Genomic DNA, 26,454 nt, shown 5'->3' on the forward strand with positions numbered 1-26,454 from the left:
CGCTTTTTCGCGGCGTGCTGGGCGCTCAGTGGTCCTCGCCGCGCGCCACGGCGTCCTTCAGGCGCTGGTAGGACCGCACGATCTCGGCCTCGGCGTCGGCCCGGCCGACCCAGGTCGCGCCCTCGACGCTCTTGCCCGGCTCCAGGTCCTTGTAGACCTCGAAGAAGTGCTGGATCTCCAGCCGGTAGAACTCGCTGAGGTGGTGGATGTCCCGCAGGTGCTCCGACCGCGGGTCGTCGGCGGGCACGCAGAGCAGCTTGTCGTCGCCGCCCTTCTCGTCGGTCATGCGGAACATGCCGATCGCGCGGGACCGGATGAGGCAGCCGGGGAACGTCGGCTCCTGGACGAGGACCAGCGCGTCCAGCGGGTCGCCGTCCTCGCCGAGCGTGTCGTCGACGAAGCCGTAGTCCGCCGGGTACTGAGTGGCCGTGAACAGGGTGCGGTCCAGCCGGATGCGCCCCGTCTTGTGGTCCATCTCGTACTTGTTGCGGACCCCCTTGGGGATCTCGATGGTGACGTCGAACTCCACTGCGCGGTCCTCGCTCGTCTTTGACGTTCGTTACGCCACTAGTGTGGACCACGAGGTGTCGTCGCCCCTCACCCATGTGCCTGGTCATGGTGTGACATTGCCCGTAATGAAACGCGGAGGTCTGCGTGCCCGACGAGCCATCGTGGCCGACCGTCGACGGTGACGAGACGGCCCACGAGCCACCGACGGTCCAGGTCAGGCGTCCGCGACCGGCCGACCAGCCGACCACGCGCATGCCGACGCCGCCGTCCGGGGTGCCCCGGCCGGGTGGTGCCGGCCCCGTGCGGCGACCCGGCGGGGAGGGGTCGGCGGGCGCGGCTGAACCGATCACGGAACGTGAGACGCCCCCGGCTCGCGGTGAGGTGGCCCCGTCACCCGGACAGCGGCCGGAGGCCGGCGGCGCCCCGGCGAACGCCCCCGAGCCCGGTCGCGGCGGACCGCACGCCGGCGAGCCGGGTCGTGGTGGTGGTGCGGAACCGGGCCGCGGTGGTCCGGGCGGCGTCGAGCCCGGTCGCGGTGGCCGGCACGCCGGCGAGCCCGGTCGCGGCGGTCCGCAGGGGCCGGAGGCGGGTCGTGGCGGTCCGTACGGCTCGGAACCGGCTCGCGGCGGCGCGCAGGACCCGGAGCCGGGCCGTGGCGGTCATGGCGGTCCGCAGGGCCCGGAGGCGGGTCGCGGTGGCCCGCACACCGCGGGGACCGGTCACGGCACGCCGACCGCCGGCGATCCCGGTCGTGGCGGCGCGCACGGGGAGGAGCCTGCCCGCGGTCCGCACGGCGGGGAGGCCGGTCGAGGCGCTCCCCGCGGCGCGGACGTCGGCACGGACGTCGGCGCGGGCGCGCCCGGCGTCGAGGCGGCCGGCGGCGGCCCCGCCACCGGGGCGCACGCCGAGGAGCCGACCGTCGAGCCGACCGCCAAGCCCGAGCGGTTCCGGCCGGCGGACGAGATCGAGGAGCGCCCCCGCAAGCGCCGCCGCCTGCTGCTGGTCGGCGTGCTGGCCCTGGTGGTGGTGCTCGCGGGTGGCGCGGTGGTCACCTGGCAGGCCGGGTGGCTCGACACCGCGCCCGTGCCCACCACGGCCGCCCCGGCACCGCCCGCGCCCGTCTCACCGGCGCTGAAGGGCGTCGGCCCGGACGCGCCCGCGCCCACCGCCGCGGGCATCGCGGCGGCGTTGCGCGGACCGGCGGGCAACGGCGTCCTCGGCACGCTGACGGGCGTGGTGGTCGACCCGGCGACCGGCACGGCCCTGTGGAAGCAGGGCGAGACCACCCCGCTGACGCCCGCCTCCACGATCAAGAACCTGGTCGCGGCGGCGGCGCTGCTCAGCCTCGACCACACCGCCCAGCTGTCGACCAAGGTGGTGCAGGGCGACCAGCCGGGCACCGTCGTGTTGGTCGGCGGCGGCGACCCGACGCTGTCCTCGTTGCCGCCCGGCCGCCCCACCGTCTACCCCGGCGCGGCGACCCTGGACGACCTCGCGGCGCAGGTGGCCGCCCGCGGCCCGGTGACCAAGGTCCTGTTCGACGTGAGCCGGTACCGGGGCGACGGCCTGGCCCCCGGCTGGGCGCCCGAGGACGTGCCGGACGGGTACGTCTCGCCGATCGAGCCGCTGATGCTGGACGGCGGGCGCCAGGACCCCACGACGCTGGACAACCCCCGCACGCCGACGCCCGGCGCGACGGCCGCGAACGCGCTGGCCGCCCGGCTCGGGGCCGCGTCGGTCGCCGCCGGCACCGCGCCCGCCGGCGCGCAGGTGCTCGGCGAGGTCAAGTCCGCGCCGGTCGACCAGCTGGTCGAGAACATGATGCAGATCTCCGACAACGTGCTGGCCGAGACGATGGCCCGCGAGGTCGCCCTGGCCAAGGGCATGGAGCCCACGTTCGCCGGTGCCGTGCAGGCCGTGCGGGCGGTGCTCACCGAGCACGGGTTCGACCTGGCCGGCGCCGAGGTGTTCGACGCGTCCGGCCTGTCGGTGAACGACAAGCTGCCCGCGCGGCTGCTCGGCGACATCCTCTCGGCGGCGGCGAGGTTCGACGGCTCCGACCCGCGCACGGCCAAGCTGCGCCCGCTGCTGACCGCGCTGCCGGTCGCGGGCGGCAGCGGCACGCTCGCCGGGCGCTTCCAGGGCGCGGGCGCGGCGGGCAAGGGCTGGGTGCGGGCCAAGACCGGAACGCTGACCGGCGTGAACTCGCTGGCCGGCGTGGTGGTGGACGCCGACGGCAGGCTGCTGGTCTTCGCGTTCATGTCGCTCAGCACGTCGGAGGCGACTCCGGTGCGCGGCGCGCTGGACGAGTTGGCCGTCGCGCTCCGGGGTTGCGGCTGCGCCTGACCGGCGCGCGGACCCGTGCCGGGTGTGTTGCCGCCAGTGCCGCCGCAGGTAGCGTCAGGAGGGTGAGCGCCGCTACGCAGGACCACCGCGCGGGTGCGGGGAGCGACCCCGTCGACTGGGAGCTGGCCGCGGCCACCGCCGCCCGGCTCGTCCGGCCGGGACCGGTCGTGCCCAGGGCGGAGGCGGACCTCGCCGTCGGGCGGCTGCGCGAGCAGGCCATCGACGCGGAGGTGCACGTCCGGGAGCTGACCGGCCTCGGCCTCGGCCTGCCGCTGAGGGCGGGCGAGGTCGTGGACCGGCCCGGCTGGGCGCGGGCCGCCGTGCAGGGGCTCGCCGCGCTCACCGACGGCGCGCTGCCCAGGCAGTCGGGCGCGTGGGGCGGGGTGCTCGCCGGGACGGCGGGCGTGCAGGCGGGCGTGGTCGTGGCCTTCCTGAGCGGCCGGGTGCTCGGCCAGTACGACCCGTTCTCGCACGGCGGGCGGTTGCTGCTGGTCGCGCCCAACATCGTGGGCGCGCAGCGGGCGCTGGACGTGCCCGGCGTCGACTTCAGCATGTGGGTGTGCCTGCACGAGGGCACGCACCGGCTCCAGTTCACCGCCGTGCCGTGGCTCGGCGAGCACTTCGCGGGCCTGGTCGCCACGCTGCTCGGCTCGATGGACGACGGCGTCGCGCCGCGCCTGCGGGACCTGCCCCGGCGGCTCCGCGAGGCGGGCGGGTTCGTCGACCTGCTCCAGAGCCCCGTCCAGCGCGACGTGCTCGACCGGCTGATCGCCCTGTCGACGCTGCTGGAGGGGCACGCCGACCACGTCATGGACGCGGTCGGGCCGGACGTGGTGCCGTCCGTCGCGGTGATCCGCGAGCGGTTCACCGCCCGCCGCAAGGGCGGCGGGGTGCTCGACCGGATCCTGCGGACGCTGCTCGGCGTCGAGGCCAAGGTCCGGCAGTACGCCGAGGGCGCGGCGTTCACGCGGCACGTCGTCGGCCAGGCCGGGATGTCCGGGTTCAACGCCGTGTGGACCGGCCCGGAGACGCTGCCGACCAGGGCGGAGATCGCCGACCCCGCTGCCTGGCTGCGCCGCGTCGCGCCGTGAACGGACCGCTGTCCGAGGTCCGGACGGCCGTGAAGCGGTTCCTCGCCGAGCACCGGCCCGAGCACGTGACGGTCGCCGTGTCGGGCGGTGCGGACTCGCTCGCCCTGGCCGCCGTCACGGCGGGCCTCGCGCCGGGTGCGGACGCCGTCGTCGTCGACCACGGCCTCCAGGAGGGCTCGGCGGAGGTCGCCGCGACCGCCGCCGGCACGTGCCGTGCGCTCGGCCTGCGCGCGGAGGTCCGAAGGGTCGTCGTCGACGGCCCCGGCGGGCCCGAGGCGGCCGCGCGGCGCGCCCGGTACGCGGCGCTGCGGCCCGAGCGGGGCTTGGTGCTGCTCGGCCACACCCTCGACGACCAGGCGGAGACCGTGCTGCTGGGCCTCGGTCGCGGCTCGGGCCCGCGCAGCATCGCCGGTATGCGCCCCCACGACCCGCCGTGGGGACGGCCGCTGCTCGCCGTGCCCAGGTCCGCGACCAGCGCCGCGTGCGCCGAACTCGGCCTCGAACCGTGGGTGGACCCGCACAACTCCGACCCGGCCTACACCCGCGTGCGGCTGCGGCACGAGGTGCTGCCGCTGCTGGAGGACGTCCTCCAGCGGGGCGTGGCGGCCTCGCTGGCGCGGACCGCCGCCCAACTGCGCGAGGACTGCGACGCGCTGGACGCGCTCGCCGAGGGCTTCGCGGGCGACCGGCAGGCCGTCGGCGACCTCGGACGCCTGCCGTCGGCGCTGCGCAGGCGTGTCCTTCGTCTCTGGCTGCTCGACGCGGGCGTGCCCGAGTTGTCCGACTCCCACCTGCGCCGAGTCGACGCGCTGGTCGGGGACTACCACGGGCAGGGCGGAGTTTGGCTGCCCGGCGGCTTTGTGGCACGCCGCCTGCATGGCAGGCTGCGAGTGGAACCGGTTCAGTCATGACAAAAGGGGATCGTCCGTGTACGACGGCGACATCGCCTCCGTGCTCATCACCGAGCAGGAAATCAGCGACAAGGTCACGGAGCTGGCCAAGAAGGTCGCGGCCGACTACCCGGCCGACGGCGGGTCCGACCTCGTCTTGATCACCGTGCTCAAGGGCGCGGTGATGTTCATGACCGACCTGGCCAGGGCGCTGCCGGTACCCGTGCAGCTGGAGTTCATGGCGGTCAGCTCCTACGGCTCGTCCACCTCCTCGTCGGGGGTGGTGCGCATCCTGAAGGACCTGGACCGCGACATCGTGGACCGGAACGTGATCATCGTCGAGGACATCATCGACTCCGGCCTGACGCTGTCGTGGTTGTTGAAGAACCTGGCCTCGCGCAAGCCGCGCTCTCTGGAGGTCTGCTCACTGCTGCGCAAACCCGATGCCGTCAAGGTCGACGTGCCGGTCAAGTACGTGGGATTCGACATCCCCAACGAATTCGTGGTCGGCTACGGCCTGGACTACGCCGAGCGCTACCGCGACCTGCCGTACATCGGCTCCCTGGACCCGAAGGTCTACTCCAGCTGAGACAACCCGCCGGGCAACCGCCCGCCTCGGACACACCCCTGCCGGCTGCGTGTCATCCCCGTACGGCCTGCCCGCAGGGCAACCACGCTTGTCAGGCCAGGTCAAGCACGCCCTTCGCTTGACCTGGCCTGACAAGCGTGGTGGTCTTTGACAGGTCGTACGGGGATGACACGCAGCCAAAGCTTTTCAAGCTTCGAAGAAGCTTGAAAAGCTTGCAAAGCTTCGAAGAAGCTTTGCCCTCATCCTTGGTGGCCTGCCCAGCGGCGAGCGCCCTTCTTTAAGCTTTGACCCGCTAAAACCGAAGAACTTCCGCGCGGAAGGCGCCCGCACAAGCTTTAAAGAAGCGCTCGCCGCTGGGCAGACCTCCGGGGAGGAAAAGCTTTAAAGGCGTCGTGTTCTCCCCGCATGGCCTGTCAAAGACCACCACAGTCGGTCAGGGGGCGCAAGCGGTGAAGCGTGCTTGCGCCCCCTGACCGACTGTGGTTGCCCTGAGGGCAGGCCATACGGGGAGAACACGAGACCGCGGGTCTGTGCTGCGCGTGCAGGGGTCCGGGTCGGTGTCGGGGGTCGGAGGCAGTGGGTTCGGGTCGGGTTGTCAGCAGTTCGGGCGGCAGCGGCGTTGGGAGATGGCGTCCAGCAGCACGGTCTTGATGTCGTCGGGCTTGAGTGCCTGGTAGGACTTGCCGCCGGTGGCCGTGGCGATCCGCTGGAGGGTGTCCAGGTCGGCGTCCGGGCCCAGGCCGACCAGGAACAGGGGAACGGGTCGGGCCGGGTCGGCTTCCCTGCGCAGGGTGTCCACGAGTTGGGTCGTCCCGGTGCTGGAGCTGTCGTCGTTGCCGCCGTCGGTCAGGATGGTGACCGAGTTGACCTTCGCCGGGTTGAACGTCCGCTGTGCCTGGCGGAACGCCGCGAGCACGGTGTCGTTCAGCGACGTGCCGCCGCCGACCAGCGTGGGCACCGAGCCCGCGCCCCGCTCCAGCCGCGCCCGGCGCGGCGCGCCCGCGAGCGGTTCGCCCAGCGGTCCCGTGGGCACCAGCTCGACGTAACCCTCGGGCGTCCGGTTCGTGGAGAACGCCCAGAGGCCGATCTCGGACGTGTCGGGCAGCATGGCCAGCGCCGTCAGGGCTGCCTCCTTGGCCGCCGCCGCCCGCGTCAGCTCGCTGCCCTGCATCTTCTCGGCCATCGAGCCGGACACGTCCAGCACGGCCAGCAGGCGCGTGTCGAGGTTCACCGCGCCCCACGTGCCCAGCAGTTCCGTCACCTGGTCGGGCGTGGGCGTCGGCAGGAGGGTGACGTCGTCGCCCCGGACGCCGTCCCGTTCGGCGGTCCAGCCGCGCGGTGCCTTGCCGTCGGGCGTGCGGAAGCCGGCGTCGGCGAACCGCTGCGCGGTGCGGGGCGAGCGCAGGGCCTGCTCGAACTCCTCGGCGGCCCGCGCGGTGCCCGCCTGCTCGCCGCTCCGGCTGACCCGCACGACCGGGTAGTCGAACCCGAACGTGCCCCCCTCCGGGTGGGACGCCACGACGGGGCGTGCGCCGGCCAGCCGGTTGGCGGTCAGGACGGACTGCTCCGACGCGGTGAACACCGGGGCGTCGGCCGCGCCCTGGACGACCTTTCCGAGCGCGTCGCGCACGGACGGCTGCGCGCCGCGCCCGAGGCGCAGCAGCGCGGCGACGAGTTCCGGCTCGGGCCGGCCGCCGTGCCCGCCGAGCCGCGTGCGGACGGCGGCGAGCGTGGCCAGGCCCTCGGTGGACTCGGTCGGGTCGCTCAGGGTCGCGGGTACCTGCGGGTCGAGGACCTTCGCCCAGCTCACCGGCGTGGCGGGCCAGCCGAGGGCGGTCATCGACGCCTCCGATCCGGCGATCACCAGCGGCGAGGAGGCGAGGGAGCCCTTCAGCTCCAGCCGGGGCGCGTCGGAGCCCTGGTCGCCGGCCGGCCGGCTGCTCGCGGCCGCCCACATGGACGAGTCCGGCACCCACAGCGCGGGCGGGCTGATCCGCGCGGTCGGCAGCGCGCGCGACGTGTCGGCCGAGCCGCGCACCTCGACCTGGACCTGGACGCACTTGCCGTCGACCAGGGGTTGGCCGGCGTGGTAGTCGTCGGCGGCGCCGCGCACCACCTCCTCGGCCGCCGGGGCGACGGCGACCTTCAGGGGCAGGGTGCCCTCGCACTCGGGGCCGTTCGTGGCCCGGAGCGCGACGACGGTGACGCCGCCCGCGGCGAGGACGCCGACCAGCGCGCCGATCGGGAGGGCGAGCCGGCGGGCGCGGCGCGGCGGGCGCTCGGTGCGGGCTGACATACCGTGAGTACCCCTGGGTCTGTCTGTGTTCACTCTTTCGGGTGGGCGTGGACCACTCGGCAGCTATCCGAGGATGACACGGCTCTCGCGGCACCCTGGTTCACGTGGCCCAACTCACCCGCGCGGTCGTCACCTCCGCGCCACCTGGCGGCAACCGGCGATCCCACTGGCCGGCACGGCCGGACCGGTCGCGTTCCGGGCCGTCCCACCACCGGGTGAACCGGGCTGACCTGCGGTCCGTGTTCGCGGTCACCGCGGGAACACACGACCGGTCTCGCCCGTTGGGTCGGGCGAGACGTGTCAGCGCCGCACGCGGAGCACCCCGCCCGTGCCTCGGGCGGTAGGCTGGTCGGACGGGTCGTGCCCGTCCGCGCCCGTCACCAAGTCAGGGAGGGTCGAGGCCGCCCGCCGGCCGTAAGTGAATGGACCGCAAGCGCCTGCTTCGCAACCCGCTGCTGTGGATAGTGGCGGTGTTGCTGCTCTACTACGCCTTCACCGTGCTCTTCGACGACGCACGGGGGTACACCCCCGTCAAGACGTCCCAGGCACTGCAGCAAGTCCGGGACGGCAAGGTCAAGGAAGCCACGATCGAGGACAAGGAGCAGCGCCTCAAGCTGACTCTCAACGACGGGGCGACCTTCGAAGGTCACAACCGGTTGATCACGCAGTTCCCGGCGAGCTCCACCGACGAGGTCTTCACCATCCTCGACCAGGCCGGCAACAAGCCGACCGTCGAGACCAAGGTCAGCCAGGACTCGTTCCTGACGCAGATCCTGCTGTACCTGGTCCCGCTCGGCCTGCTGTTGCTGCTGCTGATGTGGATGATGAACAACGCCCAGGGCGGCGGCAACCGCGTCCTGAACTTCGGCAAGTCCAAGGCCAAACAGCTGTCCAAGGACATGCCGAAGACGACGTTCGCGGACGTCGCGGGCGCGGAGGAGGCCGTCGAGGAGCTCCAGGAGATCAAGGACTTCCTCCAGAACCCCGGCCGCTACCAGGCGCTGGGCGCGAAGATCCCGAAGGGCGTCCTGCTCTACGGCCCGCCCGGAACCGGTAAGACGCTGCTCGCGAGGGCCGTCGCCGGCGAGGCGGGCGTGCCCTTCTACTCGATCTCCGGCTCGGACTTCGTCGAGATGTTCGTCGGCGTCGGCGCCTCCCGCGTGCGCGACCTGTTCGAGCAGGCCAAGCAGAACGCGCCGTGCATCATCTTCGTGGACGAGATCGACGCGGTCGGCCGCCACCGCGGCGCGGGCCTCGGCGGCGGCCACGACGAGCGCGAGCAGACGCTGAACCAGCTGCTCGTGGAGATGGACGGGTTCGACTCGCGCGGCGGGATCATCCTGATCGCGGCGACCAACCGCCCCGACATCCTCGACCCGGCGCTGCTGCGCCCCGGCCGGTTCGACCGGCAGATCCCGGTGTCCGCGCCCGACCTCAAGGGGCGCAAGCAGATCCTCCGGGTCCACGCCAAGGGAAAGCCGTTGCACCCGGAAGCGGACCTGGACGGCCTGGCCAAGCGCACCGTCGGCTTCTCCGGCGCGGACCTCGCGAACGTCATCAACGAGGCCGCCCTGCTGACCGCCCGCCAGAACGGCACCGTCATCACCGGCGCCGCGCTGGAGGAGTCGGTGGACCGCGTGATCGGCGGTCCGGCCCGCAAGAGCCGGATCATCTCCGAGAAGGAGAAGAAGATCACCGCCTACCACGAGGCCGGGCACGCCCTGGCCGCGTGGGCGATGCCGGACATCGACCCGGTCTACAAGGTCACCATCCTCGCCCGCGGCCGGACCGGCGGTCACACGCTGTCCGTGCCCGAGGAGGACAAGGACCTGATGACCAGGTCCGAGATGATCGCCCGGCTGGTGTTCGCGCTCGGTGGCCGCTCCGCCGAGGAGCTGGTCTTCCACGAGCCGACCACGGGCGCGTCGAACGACATCGAACAGGCGACCAAGATCGCCCGCGCGATGGTCACCGAGTACGGCATGTCCGCCCGCCTCGGCGCCGTCAAGTACGGCCAGGAGCAGGGCGAGCCGTTCCTCGGGCGCACGGCGGGCCGGCAGGCCGACTACTCGCTGGAGGTCGCGCACGAGATCGACGAGGAGGTGCGCGAACTCATCGAGGCCGCGCACACCGAGGCGTACGAGGTGCTCAACACCTACCGCGACGTGCTCGACGCGCTGACGCTGGAGCTGATCGAGAAGGAGACCCTGCACCAGAAGGACCTGGAGCGGATCTTCGCCGACGTCGAGAAGAGGCCGCGGATCACGAAGTTCAACGACTTCGGCAACCGCACGCCGTCCGACAAGCCGCCGGTCAAGACCCCGGCGGAGCTGGCGAAGGAGCGCGGCGAGCCGTGGCCGCCCGCCATCGAGGACACCCTGGACAAGGAGCTGCCGCCCGCGCAGGACCCGGTGCCCGCGCCGCCTGCCGTGCCGAACGGCAACGGCGCGCCGTACCAGCCGCAGCACCCGTCGTCCGGCCCGCCGAACTACGGCGCGCCCCCCGGCTGGACCCCGGCCACGGTGCCCGGCGGCGGCCAGCCCGCGCCGCAGTGGCAGCCGGAGCACACCGACGCCGACGCGGGGAAGCGCACGTTCGACACGGATTCGGACAACCGCAAGTGACCGAGATCGACCAGACCGGCCTCCCCGCTTCCGGGGAGGCCGGTTCCACGAGGCGGGCGTTCGACCAGCGCCGGGCCGAGGCGGCCGTGCGCGAGCTGCTGCTCGCGTGCGGCGAGGACCCCGAGCGCGAGGGCCTGCGGGAGACGCCCGCCCGCGTGGCGCGGGCGTACCGCGAGCTGTTCGCGGGCCTGTACACCGACCCGGACAGCGTGCTGGCGAAGACCTTCGACGAGAGCCACGAGGAACTCGTCCTGGTCACCGACATCCCGATGTTCTCCTTCTGCGAGCACCACCTGCTGCCGTTCCACGGCGTCGCGCACGTCGGGTACATCCCGAACGAGCACGGGCGGGTCACCGGCCTGTCCAAGCTGGCCCGGCTGGTGGACCTCTACGCCAAGCGGCCCCAGGTGCAGGAGCGCCTGACGTCGCAGATCGCGGACGCGCTGGTGCGCAGGCTGGAGCCGGGCGGCGTGATCGTCGTCGTGGAGGCCGAGCACCTGTGCATGGGCATGAGGGGCGTCCGCAAGCCCGGCTCGCGGACCACGACCTCGGCCGTGCGCGGGCTGCTGCGCTCGTCCTCGTCCACGCGCGCCGAGGCGATCGAGCTGATCAGGGGACGCACGCGGTGAGCCTGCCTCGGCCGGGGCGCTGCGTGGTGATGGGCGTCGTGAACGTCACCCCGGACTCGTTCTCCGACGGCGGCCGGTACCTCGGGCGGCCGGACGCCGTCGAGCACGGGGTCGCGATGTTCCGCCGCGGGGCCGACCTGATCGACGTGGGCGGCGAGTCGACCCGGCCGGGAGCGGACCGGGTCGAGCCCGCCGTGGAGGCCGCTCGGGTCGCCCCGGTGATCCGCGAGCTGGTCGCCGCCGGCGTGCCGGTGTCCGTGGACACCATGCGGGCCGAGGTGGCGGAGGCGGCGCTGGAGGCGGGCGCCTCGATCGTGAACGACGTGTCCGGCGGCCTGGCCGACCCGAGGATGGCGTCCGTCGTGGCGTCGGCCGGGGTGCCGTACGTGCTGATGCACTGGCGCGGGCACAGCCGGGACATGGACAAGCTCGCGGTGTACGACGACGTGGTGCGCGACGTGCGGGACGAGTTGAGCGCCCGCGTCGACACCGCCCTCGCGGCCGGGGTGCGGGCGGAGGACGTCGTGCTGGACCCCGGCCTGGGGTTCGCCAAGGACGCCACGCACAACTGGCAGCTGCTCCAGCGCCTGGACGAGCTGCTGGAGCTGGGCTTCCCGGTGCTGGTCGGAGCATCCCGCAAACGTTTTCTCGGCACCCTGCTGGGTGGTCGCCCGCCGAGCGGGCGCGAGGATGCGACGGCCGCGGTGTCGGCGCTGGCGGCGTTCTCGGGCGCGTGGGGCGTGCGGGTGCACGACGTGGGCAGGTCGCTGGACGCGGTGGCCGTGGCAGGGGCGTGGAGGGCTGGACGTGGGTGACCGGATCTCGCTGCGCGGCCTGCGGGTGCGCGGCTTCCACGGCGTGTTCGAGCACGAGAAGCGCGACGGCCAGGACTTCCTGGTCGACGTGACGGTGTGGCTGGACCTGTCGCGGGCGGCGGCCACCGACGACCTGCGGGAGACGCTGCACTACGGCGAGCTGGCCGAGCGCGCGGCGGCGATCGTGGCGGGTGAGCCGTACGACCTCATCGAGACCGTGGCGGGGAAGATCGCCGACGAGGTGATGACCGACCTGCGGGTGCGGGCGACCGAGGTGACGGTGCACAAGCCGTCCGCGCCGATCCCGCTGACCTTCGCGGACGTCGCCGTCACGGTGCGGCGCACCCGTGACTAGGGAGGTGCGCCCGTGACCAGGGCGGTGCTGTCCATCGGCTCGAACCTGGGCGACCGGCTCGGGTACCTGCGGGCCGCGGTCGCGGGGTTCGCCGCCGAACTCGTCGCGGTGTCCCCGGTTTACGAGACCGCGCCGTGGGGCGTGACCGACCAGGACGACTTCCTCAACGCGGTGCTGGTCGTGGCCGGCGACCTCGGGCCGTGGGACTGGCTGCGGCGCGGGCAGGAGCTGGAGAACGCGTCGGGCCGCGTCCGGACCCTGCGGTGGGGGCCGCGGACGCTCGACGTCGACGTGGTGACCGTGGACGGCGTGACGTCCGACGACCCGGAGCTGCTGCTGCCGCACCCCGGCGCGGCCGAGCGCGCCACCGTGCTCGTGCCGTGGCTGGACGTGGAGCCGGACGCCGTGCTGCCGGGCCGGGGTCGGGTCGCGGACCTCGTGGCGGGGCTGGACCTGGGCGGTGTGGAGCGCCGGGACGACCTGTCGCTGACCTGACCGTTCCGCCGCCGCGACGCCGAGCCGGTCGCCGGGTCGGCCCGCGCCGCGGATGACGCCGGGGCGGGAAGACCGCGCGCTGGTCGAAAGGCACGAATGACACCATGAGCCGTGTGAGGTTCACCAAGCCCCGTGACCTGCTCGCCGCCGGACTCGTCGCGGGCCTGCTCGCGCACCTGCTGCTGCGGCTCGCCTACGACACCCTGCCGCCGCTGCCCACGTTCGCCGGGTTCACGCTGCTGGTCATCGCGGTGGTCGACCTGGTGCTCGGTTTCTCGTTGCGGGCGCGCATCCGGCGCAAGCCGGGCACGCCGCCCGTCGAACCGCTGACCGCCGCGCGGGCGGTCGCGCTGGCGAAGGCGTCGTCGCTGCTCGGAGCCATCATGGCGGGCGCGTGGGCGGGCGTGCTGATCTACGTGCTGCCGGTCCGCGGCGAGTTCGAGGCCGCCGACCACGACCTGGTCAGCGCGGTCGTCGGGATCGCCTGCGCCGCCGCGCTGGTGGGCGCGGCGCTGTGGCTGGAGCACTGCTGCCGGACGCCGGACGACCCCCACCTGGACGCGTGAACGCGGACGCGGAGGTCTCAATCGGATAACTGACCGGTACGGTAGGCGCCATGACCGGGCGAGGCACGTCGCAGGACGACGAGCGGCAGGATCACGGTCGTGGCTCCGGGCGACTGCTGCTGGTGGCGGCACTGGCGCTCGCGCTGGGCGCCGCGGCGGTGCTGGTGCTGAGCGACAACGCCCGCTGGCTGCGGCTGGCCGTCGTCGCCGCCCTGTGGGCGGCGCTGGTCGGGGCGTTCCTCGCGGCCCGCTACCGCCGCCAGGCCGCCGACCGCGAGGACGAGGTCGCCGACCTCCAGTCGGTGTACGAGCTGGAGCTGGAGCGCGAGGTCGCCGCCCGCCGCGAGTACGAGCTGGAGATCGAGGCGGAGACCCGCCGGCAGGTGCGGGAAGAGGCGAAGGACGACCTGGAGGCGCTGCGCGGCGAGCTGCGCGCGCTGCGGGAGAACCTGGAAGCCCTGCTCGGCGGCGAGGTCCTGGTCGAACGGGTGGCGCTGCGCGCCGAGTCGACGCGGATGCGCTCGCTGTCGGACCAGTCGCGCCTGATGGGGCTGGCCGACCAGCGGGTCATCACCGCGGGCGGCGCGAAGACGACCGTGAAGAAGGCCGCGGAGAAGCCCGCGGCGGACCGGACGGAGCTGATCGAGCGGGTCGCGCACGAGGCGGCGCGCAAGGAGCAGGTCCGGCGCCCCGAACCCGTCCGCCCGGAGCCCGCGCGCCGCGAGTCCGGCCAGCCGGTGCGCCGCGAGCCCGCCCGCGCGGACCGGCAGCGGCCCGCCGTCGTGGCCCGGCCGGGCGCGCCCGACCCGACCGAACGCGTCAGCCGGGCCGACCTGGCGGGTCGCCTGAACCCGGCGGGCCGCCCGGCGGAGCCGACCCGCCGCGTCGAGCCCGCCGCCGGTCGCGGCGCGGACGCGCAGGCGGACCCGCCGGTCGGCGGTCCGCCCCCGGCCGAACCGGCGCGGGCGGACACCCCGCGCGCCACCGCGCAGGCCGACGTGCCGCGGCCGGACCCGGCTCGGGTGGACTCCGCGCGCACGGGTTCGGCGCGGACCGACTCGGCGCGGGTGGACCCGGCGCGGGTCGACGCCGTGCGCGCCGAGACGCCCCGCAAGGCCGAGCCGGCCAGGACCGAGCACACCATCCAGCGGCGCAGCCGGATCGCCGAGCGGACCGAGATGATCAGCCGCGACGCCCTCGCCGCCGACCAGGCCGCCCGCCGAGGCTCGCCCGCCGACCAGGACGGCGGCCACCGCGCCGCGCCGCCCGCCGAGGCGACCGGCGCACGCGCGGTGCCCGCCGCGGCGCGGACCGGCGGGTTCCGCCCGGTGGACCCGGATCGGGCCGAGCAGGCCGGCGGCCACCGCGTGGCGCCCGCAGCCGGGGAGACGCCCCGTCCCGGCCGGACCGCCCGCGCGGAGGCCGGTGGTCGTCGGCCCGCGCCCGCGGCCGGTCCGGCCGGCGGGTTCCGGTCGGTGGGCGAGGGGGGCGGCGAGCCGACGGCCGGTCGGCGCGCGGCCGAGGAGAGCGGGTACGTGCCGGTCGAGCCCGAGCCCTCCGCCGGCGGGCACGCGGCCGAGGAGGGCGGCGGTCGGCGGCGTGCCGAGGACCGGTCCACCCGGCGCGGTGCGCCCGAGCCGGTCGAGCCGGCCGGCGCGCACGCGGACGGCAAGTCGGTGAGCGAGCTGCTGGCCGCGTTCGGCGGGGCGGAGTCGCCGCGGCGTCGCCGTCGGCGCGGCGGGGACTGAGCGCGGGCGCTGAGCGGGCCGGTGAGGACCCGGCGCGGTGCTGAGCAGGCCGGTGAGGACCCGGCGCGGGTGCCGAGCGGTCGGTCGGTGGGGACTGAGCGCGAGTGCTGAGCGGGTCGGCGCGGTCTACTTGTCGATGTCGCCGACCACCACGGCGAACGAGCCCAGCACGGCGGGCAGGTCGTCCACGCGGGTGCCGGGCAGCAGCGCGGACAGCGCCTGCACGTTGTTGAACGACGGCGTCCGCAGCTTGAGCCGCCAGGGCGTCTTCTCGCCGCGGGACGACAGGTGCACCCCGGAGACGCCCAGCGGCGCCTCCACCCGCGTGTACACGGAACCCTCGGGCGCCTTGACCGCCTTGGGCAGCCGCAGGTTCACCGGACCGCCCGGCAGCCGGTCCAGGCACTCGCCGGCCAGCCGCACGGACTGCCGCACCTCGTCGACCAGGCACCGCACCCTGGCGAGCGCGTCGCCCTCGGTCCGCACGACCGGCGTCACGGTCAGGTCCCGGTAGCCGGGCAGCGGGTCGTCGCGGCGCAGGTCGAGGTCCACCCCGGACGCCCGACCGATCGGGCCGGTCACCCCGTGCGCGAGCGCCGCGTCCTGGCCCAGCACCCCGAGCCCGGCCAGCCCGTCGGGCACCGGGCCGGGGTCCACGGTGGACAACGCGGCGCGGACGCGGTCGGTCCACCCGGCGGGCACGTCCTCGCGCAGCCCGCCGATGCGGTTGAACATGAAGTGGATGCGCCCGCCGGACGCCTCCTCCAGCACCGCCTGCACGGCCTCCCGGCCGCGGGCCGCGGCCGGGCCGGTGAGCGGGGCGAGGAAGACCAGGTGCGCCATGACCCGGTTCAGCTCGCACAGCAGGGCGCGCAGCACTTGGGCGCGAGGAGGGACGTCCATGCCGGTCATGCGCTCGACCGCCAGCGCGACGGCCAGCTCGTTGCAGAACGCGGCCAGCCAGTCGTGGCGGTTGGCCAGCGTCAGCACCTGCCGGTAGTCGCGGACCTCGAACAGCTTCTCCGCGCCCCGGTGCAGGTGCCCGACGAGCGGTTCGGCGGCGGTGATGACCTCGTCGTCGCGGACGGTGAGGCGCAGCCGGTACGCGCCGTGCGCCGACGGGTGCAGGGGGCCGAGGTCGACCACCCGGTCCACGCCCAGGTGGCGGGCACCGGCCCCGACGCCAACGGTGATCTCCACGGCCCCATGCTCGCACGTCAGTCCGCGGTGACGGAGAACAGGAAGCACCCGTGCGACGCGCTGCGCACCTGGACCTCGACCACGCCGGGCTCGTCCAGCAGCCCGGTGATCCGCTCCGCCAGCTCGTCGGGGGCGGCGACCCCGCCGTCGTGGATGCGGCCCTCGGCGTCGTAGGCGCGGACGGTCCGGTGGTTGTGGCGCAGCGCCTCGGGCAGCTCGTGCGGGTCGTCCGGGCCGGCGCAGGGCAGCGCGTGCGCGAAGACCGGTCCGAGCTCTTCGTACGGGCCCCGGCCCGCGCTCGGCGCGTACCGGAACAGCACGACCGGCTCGCCGGCGACGGCCTTGCGGAGGCAGCACCGCAGGGGCGCGCCGACCTGTTCGTCGCGCAGCTCGTGGAACTCGTCCGTGCCGGCCAGCTTCCTGGCGCGGTCCAGCACGTCCGTGGGCAAGGCGTGGATCATCATGGCCGCCAGCCTGGTCGGCGGTCGCGCGCCGGGCCGGCGGTCTTCGGACGTGGCGACCGGGCGCCTGGCAGGTCGGGTGCCTGGCAGGTCGGGTGCTCAGCCGAGGGGCCGCCACGCGGGCAGCGGCGGGAGCAGGTCGGACACCGCGACGCCGACCCCGTGCAGCAGCCACCCGAACGAGCCGAGCCCGCCCACCGCCCGCAGCTCCGCGACCCGCGCCGCCCTGGCGGCCGACTCCAGCCACGCCATGCCGGTCCCCTCGGCGGACGCGACCAGGCCCAGCGCCGCCAGCGCCGCCCGCTGCGACACCAGCACCCGGTCGCCGCCCGCCGCCTCCGCGCACGCGTCCAGGGCCACGTGCGCGGTCAGGTCGCACGACCCGTCGAACACCGGCGTGACCTGCCTGCCGCCGCGGTAGGCGGCGAACGTGCCCGCGCGGTACCGGCCCGCGGCCCGGTCGGCCCGCAGGTGCCCGTAGTCGATGGCCAGCGCCGCCCCGCGCACCCGCGACACGGCGTCCGCCCAGGCCGCGTCGCGGGGCGCGCCGATCTCCGCGCGCCACCCCGGCCGCAACGGCCACCAGCGCGCCAGCCACGGGTCGTCGTGCGGCCCGACGACCAGGGGGCACGGGATCGCGTCGAGCCACTCGTGCCCCACCAGCAGGCCCTCCACGCGGTCCGGCAGGGCGTCGGTCCACCGGACGCCGGGCAGCGCGCGGGGCGGCCCGAGGTCGACCGCCGTGACGCGCAGGCGGCGGCCGAGCGACGGCGGCGCGAGGGAGCGGACCGCCGCCGACAGCTCGCCGCCGCCCGCGCCGACGTCCACGAAGTCCACGTGCGCGGGCCGACCGAGCGCGAAGTCCACCCGATCGAGCAGCACGAGCAGCGCTTCCGCCAGCTCAGGGCCGATCAGCGGCGCGGTGCGGAAGTGGTCGGCGGGCACCGCGCCGCGCCGGAAGAAGCCCTCCGGGCCGTAGAGGGCAACGCGCCACGCCGCTTCCGAGTCCCGCATCGGTCAAGTGTCCCTTTAAGGTTGCACACTGTGACCGCCTACCCTGCCCGCAAGCGCGCCAACCAGCGCCGCTGGACCGTCCTGCTGCCGGTCGTCGGCCTGATCGCGCTGGGCGTCTGCGGACTGGTGCTGTTGGCCCTGGGCACCAGCAAGATCGGCGCGGGGCCCATCCTGGTCGGCGCGGTGGCGGCGCTGGTGCCGGTCGCGGCGGTGCTGGGCGCGTTCCTGTGGGTGGACCGGTGGGAGCCGGAACCGGCGAAGATCCTCTTGCTGGCGTTCGCCTGGGGCGCGTGCGGCGCGACCATCACCTCGCTGGTGTTCAACCAGACCGCGCACGTGCTGGGCGAGCTGATCAACGACGGCGACGGGTCGACGTTCGCCGCCGTCGTGGGCGCGCCGATCGTGGAGGAGGCGACCAAGGCGGCGTTCGTGATCGCGCTGTTCCTGCGCCGCCGCGAGGAGTTCGACGGCGTGGTGGACGGCATCGTCTACGCGGGCGTCACGGCCGCCGGGTTCGCGTACACCGAGAACATCTACTACTTCGCGCGGGTGTTCGTCGACAGCGGGCTCGGCGACCTGTCCAGCGGCGTGGTGGCGCTGTTCATCCTGCGCGGCGTGCTGTCGCCGTTCGCGCACCCGCTGTTCACGGCCATGACCGGCATCGGGATCGGCATCGCGTCCATGACCGCGAACCGGCGGGTCCGCGTGGTCGCGCCCGTCCTGGGCTACCTGGGCGCGGCCGGGCTGCACTCGCTGTGGAACTTCTCCACCACCGTGGGCACCGGGTCGACGTTCATCAACCTGTACTTCCTGATCATGGTGCCGGTGTTCGCCGGCACGGTCTGGCTGGTGGTCTGGCAGCGCCGCCGCGAGCAGCGGATCGTCGCGGGCCAGCTCCCGGAGATGGCCGCGCGCCGGTGGATCGCGTCCAGCGAGGTGACGCTGCTCGCGTCGTTGCAGGGCCGCCGGCGGTGGCGGCGGGCCGTGCGCCGCAAGGTCGGGGACCAGGCCGCGCGGGCCGTGGCCGGGTACCAGGTGGCCGCGACGGAACTGGCGTTCCTGCGGCACCGGATCGCGCTGGGCACCGCGGGGCACGAAGCCGACCGACGGCACGAGGTGCTCTTGGAAGCGCTCATCACCGCACGTCAGGCCGCTGTGGACGCACCCGGTGCGCTCAAGGCGGCGGGTGGTGTTCGTCGCAGTTGACGGCTGGCGCGGCGAGCGCGGGATTACGCTCGCGCCCGTCGTCCGGTACCCGCCACGGGACTGGAACGCCATTGGAGGAGTACGTCGCATGGACGCGACCCCCCGCCCCGCGCGGCTGGCCGTCGGAGTGATCTCGGCCGGTCGGGTGGGCTCGGTGCTCGGCGCCGCCCTCACCAGGGCGGGCCACGTCGTCGGATCGGTGTCGGCCGTGTCCCGCGCGTCGCTGCGGCGCGCGGAGGAGCTGCTGCCGGACGTGCCGGTGCTGCCGCCGCCGGAGGTCGCCGCCGCCGCCGACCTCGTGCTGCTGGCCGTGCCGGACGACGAGCTGGCCGGGCTGGTGCGCGGGCTCGTCGCCACCGGGTCGCTGCGGGCCGGGCAGATCGTGGTGCACACCAGCGGCGCGCAGGGCGTCGAGGTGCTCGCGCCCGCGGCGGACGTCGGCGCGCTGTGCGTCGCGCTGCACCCGGTGATGACGTTCACCGGCCGCGCCGAGGACGTCGAGCGGATGACCGCCTGCTCGGTCGGGGTGACCGCCGCCGACGGCGACGACGCGGCGTGGCACGTCGGCGAGGCGCTCGTGGTGGAGATGTCCGCCGAGCCCGTGCGCGTGCCGGAAGCGGTCCGCCCGCTGTACCACGCGGCGCTGGCGCACGGCGCGAACCACCTGATCACCCTGGTCGCCGACTGCGCGGACCTGCTGCGCTCGGCGGGCATCGCCGACGCCGAGCGGGTGCTCGGGCCGCTGCTGTCAGCCGCCCTGGACAACGTGCTGCGGCACGGCGACCGCGCGCTGACCGGACCGGTCGCCCGCGGCGACGCCGGCACCGTCGCCAAGCACCTGCGCGTGCTCGCCGCCGAGGGGCCTGAGACGCTTGCCCCGTACCGAGTTCTCGCGCGCCGCACCGTCGACCGCGCACAGGCCGCCGGGCTGCTCAAGCCCGAACCGGCAGCCGACGTCCGCACCACCCTTGAGGACCGATGACCAAGCCGCTCACCAAAGACGACTACGCGCCCGACGACGTCACGGTGCACCGTGACCCGGACCGGCTGCGGCGCGTGGTCCGCGCGCTGCGCGCCGCGGGTCGCAACATCGCGCTCGTGCCGACGATGGGCGCGCTGCACGCGGGCCACCGGAAGCTGATCCGGGAGGCGCACGTCATGCAGAACACCGTGGTCGTGGTGTCGATCTTCGTCAACCCGACGCAGTTCGGTCCGAACGAGGACTTCGCCGCCTACCCCAGGACGTTCGAGTCCGATGTGGACGTCTGCCGCGAGGAGCGGGTCGGCCTGGTGTTCGCGCCCGCGGCGGAGGACGTGTACCTGCCCGGCGCCACCGTGACGGTGTCGCCGGGGCCGCTGGGCGACGAGCTGGAGGGCGCGTCCCGGCCGGGGCACTTCGCGGGCGTGCTGACCGTGGTGTCGAAGCTGTTCAACATCGTCCAGCCCACGTACGCGGTGTTCGGGGAGAAGGACTACCAGCAGCTCACGCTCATCCACCGGATGGCGCGCGACCTGAACTTCCCCGTGGACGTGGTCGGGGTGCCGACGGTCCGCGAGGCGGACGGGTTGGCGCTGTCCTCCCGCAACCGCTACCTGTCGGAGGCCGAGCGCGCCGCCGCGACGGCGCTGTCCGCCGCCCTCGTCGCCGGCGCGCACGTGAGCGGGCAGGGCGCGGACGCGGTGCTGGGCGCGGCGTCCGCGACGCTGGCCGCCGAGCCCGCGGTCGACCTGGACTACCTGGAGTTGCGCGCCCCCGACCTCGGGCCCGCGCCGGAGAACGGCGACGCCCGGCTCCTGGTCGCCGCGCGCGTGGGCGCCACCCGATTGATCGACAACATCGCGGTGCTGCTCGGCACCGGCGACGAGTGAGGGGAACCCCGATGTTCCGCACCATGCTCAAGTCGAAGATCCACCGGGCCACGGTGACCCAGGCCGACCTGCACTACGTGGGCTCGGTGACGGTGGACGAGGACCTGATGGACGCCGCCGACCTCCTCGCCGGCGAACAGGTCGCGATCGTGGACGTGACCAACGGGGCCCGGCTGGAGACCTACGTCATCCCCGGCGCGCGCGGCACCGGCGTGATCGGGATCAACGGCGCCGCGGCGCACCTCGTGCGGCCCGGCGACCTGGTGATCCTCATCGCGTACGGCCAGATGGACGACGCCGAGGCGCGGTCGTACGCGCCGAAGGTCGTGTTCGTGGACGCCGGGAACAAGGTCGTCGAGCTGGGGGTCGACCCGGCGCGCGCGCCCGAGGGCTCCGGGCTGGTGAGCGGCGCGGCGGTGGAGCCCGTCGCGGAGGCGGCGGAGACCACGGCGTCGGAGACCGAGGACGCCACGGCGCTGGACGCGCTGATCCAGGCCGAGAACTGAGCGGGTGCCGCGCCGGGGCACCGCTTCCGCGGCGCGTCCCGACCACCGCGTCCCGACCACCGCGTCTTGGCCACCGGTCTTGGCCACCGGTCTTGGCCATCGAGTCTTGGCCATCGAGTCTTGGCCACCGCGTCCGGGATACTGCGTCCTGAACAGAGAGGGAAGTCCGTGCTGCTCGCCATCGACGTCGGCAACACCAACATCGTCCTGGGGTTGTACGACGGCACCGGGGACAAGGCCGCGCTCGTGCGCGACTGGCGGATGCGCACCGACGCCCGGATGACCGCCGACGAGCTGGCCCTGACCATGCGCGGGCTGCTCGGCGAGTACGCGGACAAGATCACCGGCATCTCGGCGCTGTCCACGGTGCCCGCGGTGCTGCGCGAACTCCGGGTGATGCTGGGGCGCTACTACTCCACCGTGCCCAAGGTGCTGGTCGAGCCCGGCGTGCGCACCGGGGTCCCGCTGCTGGTGGACAACCCGAAGGAGGTGGGCTCGGACCGCGTGATCAACACGCTGGCGGCGCACCACCTCTACAGCACCGCGTGCGTGGTCGTGGACTTCGGCACCTCCACGAACCTGGACGTCATCTCCGCCAAGGGCGAGTTCCTCGGCGGCGCGCTCGCGCCGGGCATCGAGATCTCCGTGGACGCGCTGGCCGCCAGGGCCGCCCAGTTGCGGAAGGTCGAACTCGTCCGGCCCCGGTCGGTGATCGGGAAGAACACCGTCGAGTGCCTCCAGTCCGGCATCGTGTACGGGTTCGTGGGGCAGGTGGACGGGCTCGTGCGCCGGATCGTGGACGAGTTGCAGGTGACCGAGCCGGGGCCGGTGACGGTGATCGCGACGGGCGGGTTGGCACCGCTGGTGGTCACGGAGTCGGCCGCGATCCAGGGGCACGTCCCGGACCTGACGCTGCTCGGGTTGAGGCTGGTGTTCGAGCGCAACATGCGGTGATCCGAGAGTCGGAGCGGTGCCGAGTCGAAGAGAAGCCCTCGCCGCGCGGGGTGTCAGGTGCGGATGGCGCGCTCGACGTGAGTCCTGAGCGGCACGTCGAACTCGCCCTCGGCCGTTTCGGGTTGGGAGAGCAGGAAGTCCAGCATCCGCTGTCGGAGCGCCTCGCGTTCGTCCTGCGGCATGACGATGGCGTGCGAGTAGGTGTCGACCGTGGCCGCCAGGGTTTCCGCCGTCCTGCGGTGGGTGTGGGGGAACGTGCGGGTTTCCGCGTCCTTGAACAGTTCGTGGTCGGGGATCGACCGCACGGCGGTGTCCAGCGGTTCGGTGCCGCCTCGGGTGATCCGGTTGAACTCCGCCACCCACGGGACCTCGACGTCGTCGCCGTTCCACAGGCCCGCCAGGACGCCGCCGGGGCGCAGGACCCGCGCGATCTCGGGCAGGGCCCGCGCGGGGTCGAACCAGTGGAACGCCTGGCCGACCAGGACGGCGTCCACTGTCGCGTCGGGGAGCGGGATGCGTTCGGCGGTGCCGGGCAGGGCCCGGACGCCGCCGTGCCGCCGCACCAGTTCCGACAGCATCGACTCGTCGGGTTCCACCGCCGTCACGTGGTGGCCCTCCGCGACGAGCCCGCCGGTGAGCTTGCCGGTGCCGGCGGCGAGGTCCAGCACCTCGTGGGCGCCGGGGCCCAGTGGTGACAAGGCCCACCGGATGGCGGGCGCCGGGTAGTCCGGGCGGTGTTCGGCGTAGGCGTGGGCGTGTGCTCCGAAGGAGTTCGCCCGGCGAGTCCTCAGGTCATCACTCGTCACCGTCCCCACGATAGTGAGCACCGGTTCGAATCCCCGAGAGGTCTTTACGTACCCTTCCCGGCGTGAGTGAGCAGCCTGCCAACCCCTCCGCGACCAGTGACGACGATCTGCCCGAGCAGCTGCGGGTGCGCCGGGAGAAGCGGGCGCGGTTGCTGGAACGCGGGGTCGACCCGTATCCGGTGGAACTGCCGCGCACGCACACGTTGCGCCAGGTGCGGGAAGCGCACCAGGGGCTCGAACCCGATGTGGCGACCGGCGAAGTGGTCGGCGTCACGGGGCGCGTGATGTTCATCCGCAACACCGGCAAGTTGTGCTTCGCGACGCTGCGCGAAGGCGACGGCACCGAACTCCAGGCCATGCTGAGCCTCGACGGGGTCGGCGCGACGGCCCTGGCGGAATGGAAGTCCGACGTCGACTTGGGCGACCACGTATTCGTGCGCGGCGAGGTCGTCACGTCGCGGCGCGGCGAACTGTCCGTGCTGGCGGCGGAGTGGCGGCTGGCCGCCAAGGCCCTCCGCCCGCTGCCGGTCGCGCACAAGGAACTGGCCGAGGAAACCCGCATTCGGCAGCGGTACGTCGACCTCATCGTGCGGGAGCAGGCCCGGAACACGGTGCGCGACCGGGCGGCCGTGGTGCGGTCGTTGCGGGACTCGTTCCACCGCCGCGGATTCATCGAAGTCGAGACCCCGATGTTGCAGACGTTGCAGGGCGGTGCGTCGGCCCGCCCGTTCGTGACGCGCTCCAACGCGCTGGACATCGACCTGTTCCTGCGGATCGCCCCGGAGCTGTACCTCAAGCGGTGCGTCGTGGGCGGTATCGAGAAGGTCTTCGAGATCAACCGCAACTTCCGCAACGAGGGCATGGACTCGTCGCATTCGCCCGAGTTCTCGATGTTGGAGTACTACGAGGCGTACGCGACCTACGACACCAACGCCGTGCTGACCCGCGAGCTCGTCCAGGAGGCCGCGCTGGCGGTCGCCGGCCTTCACGTGGTGACGCTCGCCGACGGCGAGGAGTACGACCTCGGCGGCGAGTGGACGACGCTGGGCATGTACGAGTCGCTGTCCGAGGCGGTCGGCGAGGAGGTCGCGCCCGGCACGCCCGCGGAGCGCCTGCGGGCGCTCGCCGACCGGGTGGGGCTGGAGGTCGACCCGGACGCCGGCCACGGCAAGCTCGTGGAGGAGCTGTGGGAGCACCTGGTCGGCGACCGGCTGCACGCGCCCACGTTTGTCCGTGATTTCCCCCTGGAGACCTCGCCGCTCACCCGCCAGCACCGCACCCGGCCGGGGGTGGCCGAAAAGTGGGACCTGTACGTGCGCGGATTCGAGTTGGCCACGGGATACTCGGAGTTGGTCGACCCGGTCGTGGAGCGGGAGCGGCTGGAAGCCCAGGCGCGGCTCAGCGCCGCCGGGGACGCCGAGGCCATGCCCGTGGACGAAGACTTTCTGCGATCGCTGGAGTACGGAATGCCACCGAGCGGTGGCGTGGGAATGGGCATCGACCGACTGCTGATGGCCATCACCGGTCTCGGTATCCGGGAGACGATCCTGTTCCCCCTCGTACGACCTGAATGAAGTAACTTCTCGGACTCCGGTCTGCGCATTGCGGTACTTGTGCGCTAACCTGCACTCGACAATGCTTTGGTCGCGGTCGGGGAACACCGCGCATTCGGAGTCCAGGAGGATACGCATGGCGCAGAAGGTCACCGTGACCCTGGTCGATGACCTGGACGGCGGGCAGGCTGAGGAGACGGTCGGCTTCGGTTTGGACGGCGTGTCCTACGAGATCGACCTTTCTTCGAGCAATGCGGGCAGGCTCCGCGACGCCCTCGCCGACTTCGTCGCCAGCGCTCGCAAGGCGGGCGGTCGCAAGCGCGGTCCGGGTCGCCCGGCCGGTGTGAAGGCGGCACGTCCGGCGTCGGCCGATCGCGAGCAGAACCAGGCGATTCGGGAGTGGGCCCGCAAGCAGGGGATGAAGGTGTCCGATCGCGGGCGCATCCCCGCCGAGGTGCTGGAGGCATACCACCAGCAGGGCTGAGCCTGAAGGCCCTTTGCGTGGCGCACGCCACGCAATTACGTCAATCTACGAAGGGGTGCCGGTTTCGACCGGCACCCCTTCGCGGGTTTGCGGGCCCGCCACCGGTTGCTTTTCCGGGACGGTTCGGTGCGCAATCGTCACGGCGTGGTGATCAAGTGATCGGTACAGAAGAACCGATCGCGGGGCGAGCAGATGTCGGACGTCGGACGGTGAAGTGCGCAACGATCTCGCGGGGTGCTGCTGTTCGGCTGTGGACCGACGGGCGGGGGACGCGCCGAACGGACTAGGCGGCAGGTCCGGCGGCTTCGTCCCGGCACACCCGCGGGCACGTGGCGCACGCCTCCGCGGCGGGCAGCGCGAAGTGGAAGCAGCAGCTCTCCCGGCGGCGCGTCCACCCGGCGTCGGTGGCGCGCAGCGTCGACCCCGAGGTGAACGGGTCCTGCTTCGCGGGCAGCAGCAGCGCCGAGTCGGCCACCCCGGCGGCCTCGTCGCCGGCCAGCAGGCCGGCCGTCCAGGCGGCGGAGTCGAGGGCGTCGGTGGCGGCGGCCCACAGCTGGCGGCGGCCGAACCGGACGGTCGGGCCGAAGGAGGCCACGAACCGGGACGCGTGCGCGGCGAACCGCGCCCGCAGGAGGGCGGCGAGGGCGTGGTCGTCGGCGACGACCGTGGCCGCCGGGTGGTCGGCGTCGGGGTCGTCGGGCAGGCAGGCGAACCCGTCGGCCAGCACCGCGAGGCCCACGACGTGCGGCCGGTCGTGCTCCGCGACGTGGATCGCCACGTCGGAGGGCCGTAGTGACGGCACGCGGCGCGACTGGTGGAACAGCGCGCCGCCGAGCAGCCCGACGGCGCCCAGGTACCAGCTCATCACGTAGCCGCCGGTGGTCCGGTCCGGCGCCGCGCCGTACTGGGCGCGCAGCCAGTCGGCGAGCGTGGCGCGCCACGCGCCGAACCTGTCCGGGTCGGTCATGAACGCCTCGGTGACCACCCACCCGGTGCCGGCGCCGGGCTCGCCCGCGGTGCGCGGGAGGCCGTAGCGGACTTCACACCATTGGGCGAGTGCGTCCGCCCGAGTGACGGAACCGGCGATCGGCGTGCGCGCGTCGCGTGCTGGTGCCTGCACCGGTACGGTCATGGCAGAAGGTCCTCGCGTGGGTTCGAATGAGGCTTGCCTAACCTTATAGAGGTTCACCCGTCCCAGCGGTACCTCGTGACACCGGTCACGCTGGGTCCCGTCGGGCGGCCGGAGGTGTTCGCGCTGAGCGGACACCGCCCGATCCGTGGAATCTGCCTGGCAGATCACGCGTTGGTACCGGTGTCAGAGATCCCCGAAGGTGACTGCACGCGAACGGGAACTGAGAGTGTCGGGGCTGACGACTACAGTGGTCCCACGGTGCCGCGCTCTCCACGGTATGCCAGTGGTGAGCCCGAGGACCGCCGGCGCAGCAGT

The 26,454-nt window shown here is 73.7% G+C and carries 25 protein-coding genes; 18 read left to right on the plus strand and 7 right to left on the minus strand.

Features of this window, described 5'->3' with window-relative positions:
* Window positions 1-25 precede the first annotated feature (25 nt).
* Entirely contained in the window at window positions 26-529 is a 504-nt protein-coding gene (locus C8E97_RS03265) for an inorganic diphosphatase (protein WP_121001499.1), read from the minus strand.
* A gap of 362 nt (window positions 530-891) precedes the next feature.
* Between C8E97_RS03265 and dacB the strand changes: the two genes are divergently transcribed.
* From dacB to hpt, 4 genes are all read left to right on the plus strand, one after another.
* Window positions 892-2,856 carry a D-alanyl-D-alanine carboxypeptidase/D-alanyl-D-alanine endopeptidase gene (gene dacB / locus C8E97_RS03270; protein WP_147454986.1) on the plus strand — a complete coding sequence of 655 codons (1,965 nt, stop codon included), beginning with the start codon at window positions 892-894 and terminating at the stop codon, window positions 2,854-2,856.
* 62 nt (window positions 2,857-2,918) lie between these two features.
* On the plus strand, window positions 2,919-3,947 hold the full coding sequence (locus tag C8E97_RS03275) for a zinc-dependent metalloprotease (protein WP_121001503.1): 1,029 nt from the start codon (window positions 2,919-2,921) through the stop codon (window positions 3,945-3,947).
* Complete coding sequence (gene tilS / locus C8E97_RS03280; RefSeq protein WP_121001505.1) at window positions 3,944-4,858, plus strand: tRNA lysidine(34) synthetase TilS; 915 nt, start codon at window positions 3,944-3,946, stop codon at window positions 4,856-4,858. The genes C8E97_RS03275 and tilS overlap by 4 nt, the downstream gene beginning before the upstream one ends.
* A gap of 16 nt (window positions 4,859-4,874) precedes the next feature.
* Window positions 4,875-5,426 (plus strand): hypoxanthine phosphoribosyltransferase, encoded by a 552-nt coding sequence (hpt, locus tag C8E97_RS03285; RefSeq protein WP_121001507.1) that lies wholly within the window; start codon window positions 4,875-4,877, stop codon window positions 5,424-5,426.
* Between the two features lie 595 nt (window positions 5,427-6,021).
* Here the strand turns inward: hpt and C8E97_RS03290 are convergent.
* Window positions 6,022-7,722 carry a substrate-binding and VWA domain-containing protein gene (locus C8E97_RS03290; RefSeq protein WP_121001510.1) on the minus strand — a complete coding sequence of 567 codons (1,701 nt, stop codon included), beginning with the start codon at window positions 7,720-7,722 and terminating at the stop codon, window positions 6,022-6,024.
* Between the two features lie 422 nt (window positions 7,723-8,144).
* Here C8E97_RS03290 and ftsH point away from each other — a divergent pair, with 422 nt between their 5' ends.
* The 7 genes from ftsH to C8E97_RS03325 all read left to right on the plus strand — a co-directional run bounded on the left by ftsH (window position 8,145) and on the right by C8E97_RS03325 (window position 14,954).
* Window positions 8,145-10,346 (plus strand): ATP-dependent zinc metalloprotease FtsH, encoded by a 2,202-nt coding sequence (gene ftsH / locus C8E97_RS03295; protein WP_121001512.1) that lies wholly within the window; start codon window positions 8,145-8,147, stop codon window positions 10,344-10,346.
* A gap of 5 nt (window positions 10,347-10,351) precedes the next feature.
* On the plus strand, window positions 10,352-10,975 hold the full coding sequence (gene folE, locus C8E97_RS03300; protein WP_121010684.1) for a GTP cyclohydrolase I FolE: 624 nt from the start codon (window positions 10,352-10,354) through the stop codon (window positions 10,973-10,975).
* A 29-nt stretch (window positions 10,976-11,004) separates the two neighbouring features.
* Complete coding sequence (gene folP, locus C8E97_RS03305) at window positions 11,005-11,790, plus strand: dihydropteroate synthase (protein WP_121001514.1); 786 nt, start codon at window positions 11,005-11,007, stop codon at window positions 11,788-11,790.
* Window positions 11,783-12,145: a dihydroneopterin aldolase gene (gene folB, locus C8E97_RS03310; RefSeq protein WP_121001516.1), complete on the plus strand. Its 363-nt coding sequence runs from the start codon at window positions 11,783-11,785 to the stop codon at window positions 12,143-12,145. The genes folP and folB overlap by 8 nt, the downstream gene beginning before the upstream one ends.
* 12 nt (window positions 12,146-12,157) lie before the next feature.
* The gene (gene folK, locus C8E97_RS03315; protein WP_121001518.1) at window positions 12,158-12,640 is read left to right on the plus strand and encodes a 2-amino-4-hydroxy-6-hydroxymethyldihydropteridine diphosphokinase; all 483 of its coding nucleotides are present in this window, start codon (window positions 12,158-12,160) and stop codon (window positions 12,638-12,640) included.
* A gap of 113 nt (window positions 12,641-12,753) precedes the next feature.
* The gene (locus C8E97_RS03320; RefSeq protein ID WP_121001520.1) at window positions 12,754-13,206 is read left to right on the plus strand and encodes a DUF3180 domain-containing protein; all 453 of its coding nucleotides are present in this window, start codon (window positions 12,754-12,756) and stop codon (window positions 13,204-13,206) included.
* A 50-nt stretch (window positions 13,207-13,256) separates the two neighbouring features.
* Window positions 13,257-14,954, plus strand: a complete 1,698-nt coding sequence (locus C8E97_RS03325) for a DUF6779 domain-containing protein (RefSeq protein ID WP_121001522.1) — start codon at window positions 13,257-13,259, stop codon at window positions 14,952-14,954.
* Window positions 14,955-15,080: 126 nt separating this feature from the next.
* On the opposite strand, the gene C8E97_RS03330 is transcribed toward C8E97_RS03325, so the two are convergent.
* The 3 genes from C8E97_RS03330 to C8E97_RS03340 all read right to left on the minus strand — a co-directional run bounded on the left by C8E97_RS03330 (window position 15,081) and on the right by C8E97_RS03340 (window position 17,629).
* A complete protein-coding gene (locus C8E97_RS03330) occupies window positions 15,081-16,154 on the minus strand; it encodes an NADH-quinone oxidoreductase subunit D (protein WP_121001524.1) in 1,074 nt (357 codons plus the stop codon).
* A gap of 17 nt (window positions 16,155-16,171) precedes the next feature.
* Complete coding sequence (locus C8E97_RS03335; protein WP_121001526.1) at window positions 16,172-16,618, minus strand: DUF1203 domain-containing protein; 447 nt, start codon at window positions 16,616-16,618, stop codon at window positions 16,172-16,174.
* A gap of 96 nt (window positions 16,619-16,714) precedes the next feature.
* Window positions 16,715-17,629 carry an SAM-dependent methyltransferase gene (locus tag C8E97_RS03340; protein WP_121001528.1) on the minus strand — a complete coding sequence of 305 codons (915 nt, stop codon included), beginning with the start codon at window positions 17,627-17,629 and terminating at the stop codon, window positions 16,715-16,717.
* A gap of 30 nt (window positions 17,630-17,659) precedes the next feature.
* Here C8E97_RS03340 and C8E97_RS03345 point away from each other — a divergent pair, with 30 nt between their 5' ends.
* The 5 genes from C8E97_RS03345 (at window position 17,660) to C8E97_RS03365 (ending at window position 22,164) form a co-directional block, all read left to right on the plus strand.
* On the plus strand, window positions 17,660-18,835 hold the full coding sequence (locus C8E97_RS03345; protein ID WP_121001530.1) for a PrsW family intramembrane metalloprotease: 1,176 nt from the start codon (window positions 17,660-17,662) through the stop codon (window positions 18,833-18,835).
* A gap of 88 nt (window positions 18,836-18,923) precedes the next feature.
* Entirely contained in the window at window positions 18,924-19,817 is an 894-nt protein-coding gene (locus C8E97_RS03350; RefSeq protein WP_121001532.1) for a Rossmann-like and DUF2520 domain-containing protein, read from the plus strand.
* The gene (gene panC, locus C8E97_RS03355) at window positions 19,814-20,704 is read left to right on the plus strand and encodes a pantoate--beta-alanine ligase (protein WP_121001534.1); all 891 of its coding nucleotides are present in this window, start codon (window positions 19,814-19,816) and stop codon (window positions 20,702-20,704) included. Before C8E97_RS03350 ends, panC begins: the two co-directional genes overlap by 4 nt.
* 11 nt (window positions 20,705-20,715) lie before the next feature.
* Window positions 20,716-21,210: an aspartate 1-decarboxylase gene (gene panD, locus C8E97_RS03360; RefSeq protein ID WP_121001536.1), complete on the plus strand. Its 495-nt coding sequence runs from the start codon at window positions 20,716-20,718 to the stop codon at window positions 21,208-21,210.
* 168 nt (window positions 21,211-21,378) lie between these two features.
* The gene (locus tag C8E97_RS03365) at window positions 21,379-22,164 is read left to right on the plus strand and encodes a type III pantothenate kinase (RefSeq protein ID WP_121001538.1); all 786 of its coding nucleotides are present in this window, start codon (window positions 21,379-21,381) and stop codon (window positions 22,162-22,164) included.
* Between the two features lie 53 nt (window positions 22,165-22,217).
* On the opposite strand, the gene C8E97_RS03370 is transcribed toward C8E97_RS03365, so the two are convergent.
* Window positions 22,218-22,970: a class I SAM-dependent methyltransferase gene (locus C8E97_RS03370; RefSeq protein ID WP_121010687.1), complete on the minus strand. Its 753-nt coding sequence runs from the start codon at window positions 22,968-22,970 to the stop codon at window positions 22,218-22,220.
* 62 nt (window positions 22,971-23,032) lie between these two features.
* Between C8E97_RS03370 and lysS the strand changes: the two genes are divergently transcribed.
* Window positions 23,033-24,544 carry a lysine--tRNA ligase gene (lysS, locus tag C8E97_RS03375; RefSeq protein WP_121001539.1) on the plus strand — a complete coding sequence of 504 codons (1,512 nt, stop codon included), beginning with the start codon at window positions 23,033-23,035 and terminating at the stop codon, window positions 24,542-24,544.
* A 115-nt stretch (window positions 24,545-24,659) separates the two neighbouring features.
* The gene (locus tag C8E97_RS03380; protein WP_121001540.1) at window positions 24,660-25,007 is read left to right on the plus strand and encodes a histone-like nucleoid-structuring protein Lsr2; all 348 of its coding nucleotides are present in this window, start codon (window positions 24,660-24,662) and stop codon (window positions 25,005-25,007) included.
* 283 nt (window positions 25,008-25,290) lie between these two features.
* Here the strand turns inward: C8E97_RS03380 and C8E97_RS03385 are convergent, their stop codons facing one another.
* Window positions 25,291-26,139 (minus strand): (2Fe-2S)-binding protein, encoded by an 849-nt coding sequence (locus C8E97_RS03385; RefSeq protein ID WP_121001541.1) that lies wholly within the window; start codon window positions 26,137-26,139, stop codon window positions 25,291-25,293.
* Between the last annotated feature and the right edge of the window lie 315 nt (window positions 26,140-26,454).

This window comes from Saccharothrix australiensis, assembly GCF_003634935.1.
GTDB lineage: Bacteria > Actinomycetota > Actinomycetes > Mycobacteriales > Pseudonocardiaceae > Actinosynnema > Actinosynnema australiense.

Coding starts and splice junctions, on each gene's coding strand:
- C8E97_RS03290 (WP_121001510.1), bottom strand. CDS start 7,722: ATGTCAGCCCGCACCGAGCGCCCGCCGCGCCGCGCCCGCCGGCTCGCC.
- ftsH (WP_121001512.1), top strand. CDS start 8,145: ATGGACCGCAAGCGCCTGCTTCGCAACCCGCTGCTGTGGATAGTGGCG.
- folP (WP_121001514.1), top strand. CDS start 11,005: ATGGGCGTCGTGAACGTCACCCCGGACTCGTTCTCCGACGGCGGCCGG.
- C8E97_RS03325 (WP_121001522.1), top strand. CDS start 13,257: ATGACCGGGCGAGGCACGTCGCAGGACGACGAGCGGCAGGATCACGGT.
- C8E97_RS03335 (WP_121001526.1), bottom strand. CDS start 16,618: ATGATGATCCACGCCTTGCCCACGGACGTGCTGGACCGCGCCAGGAAG.
- C8E97_RS03340 (WP_121001528.1), bottom strand. CDS start 17,629: ATGCGGGACTCGGAAGCGGCGTGGCGCGTTGCCCTCTACGGCCCGGAG.
- C8E97_RS03350 (WP_121001532.1), top strand. CDS start 18,924: ATGGACGCGACCCCCCGCCCCGCGCGGCTGGCCGTCGGAGTGATCTCG.
- panC (WP_121001534.1), top strand. CDS start 19,814: ATGACCAAGCCGCTCACCAAAGACGACTACGCGCCCGACGACGTCACG.
- panD (WP_121001536.1), top strand. CDS start 20,716: ATGTTCCGCACCATGCTCAAGTCGAAGATCCACCGGGCCACGGTGACC.
- C8E97_RS03380 (WP_121001540.1), top strand. CDS start 24,660: ATGGCGCAGAAGGTCACCGTGACCCTGGTCGATGACCTGGACGGCGGG.
- C8E97_RS03385 (WP_121001541.1), bottom strand. CDS start 26,139: ATGACCGTACCGGTGCAGGCACCAGCACGCGACGCGCGCACGCCGATC.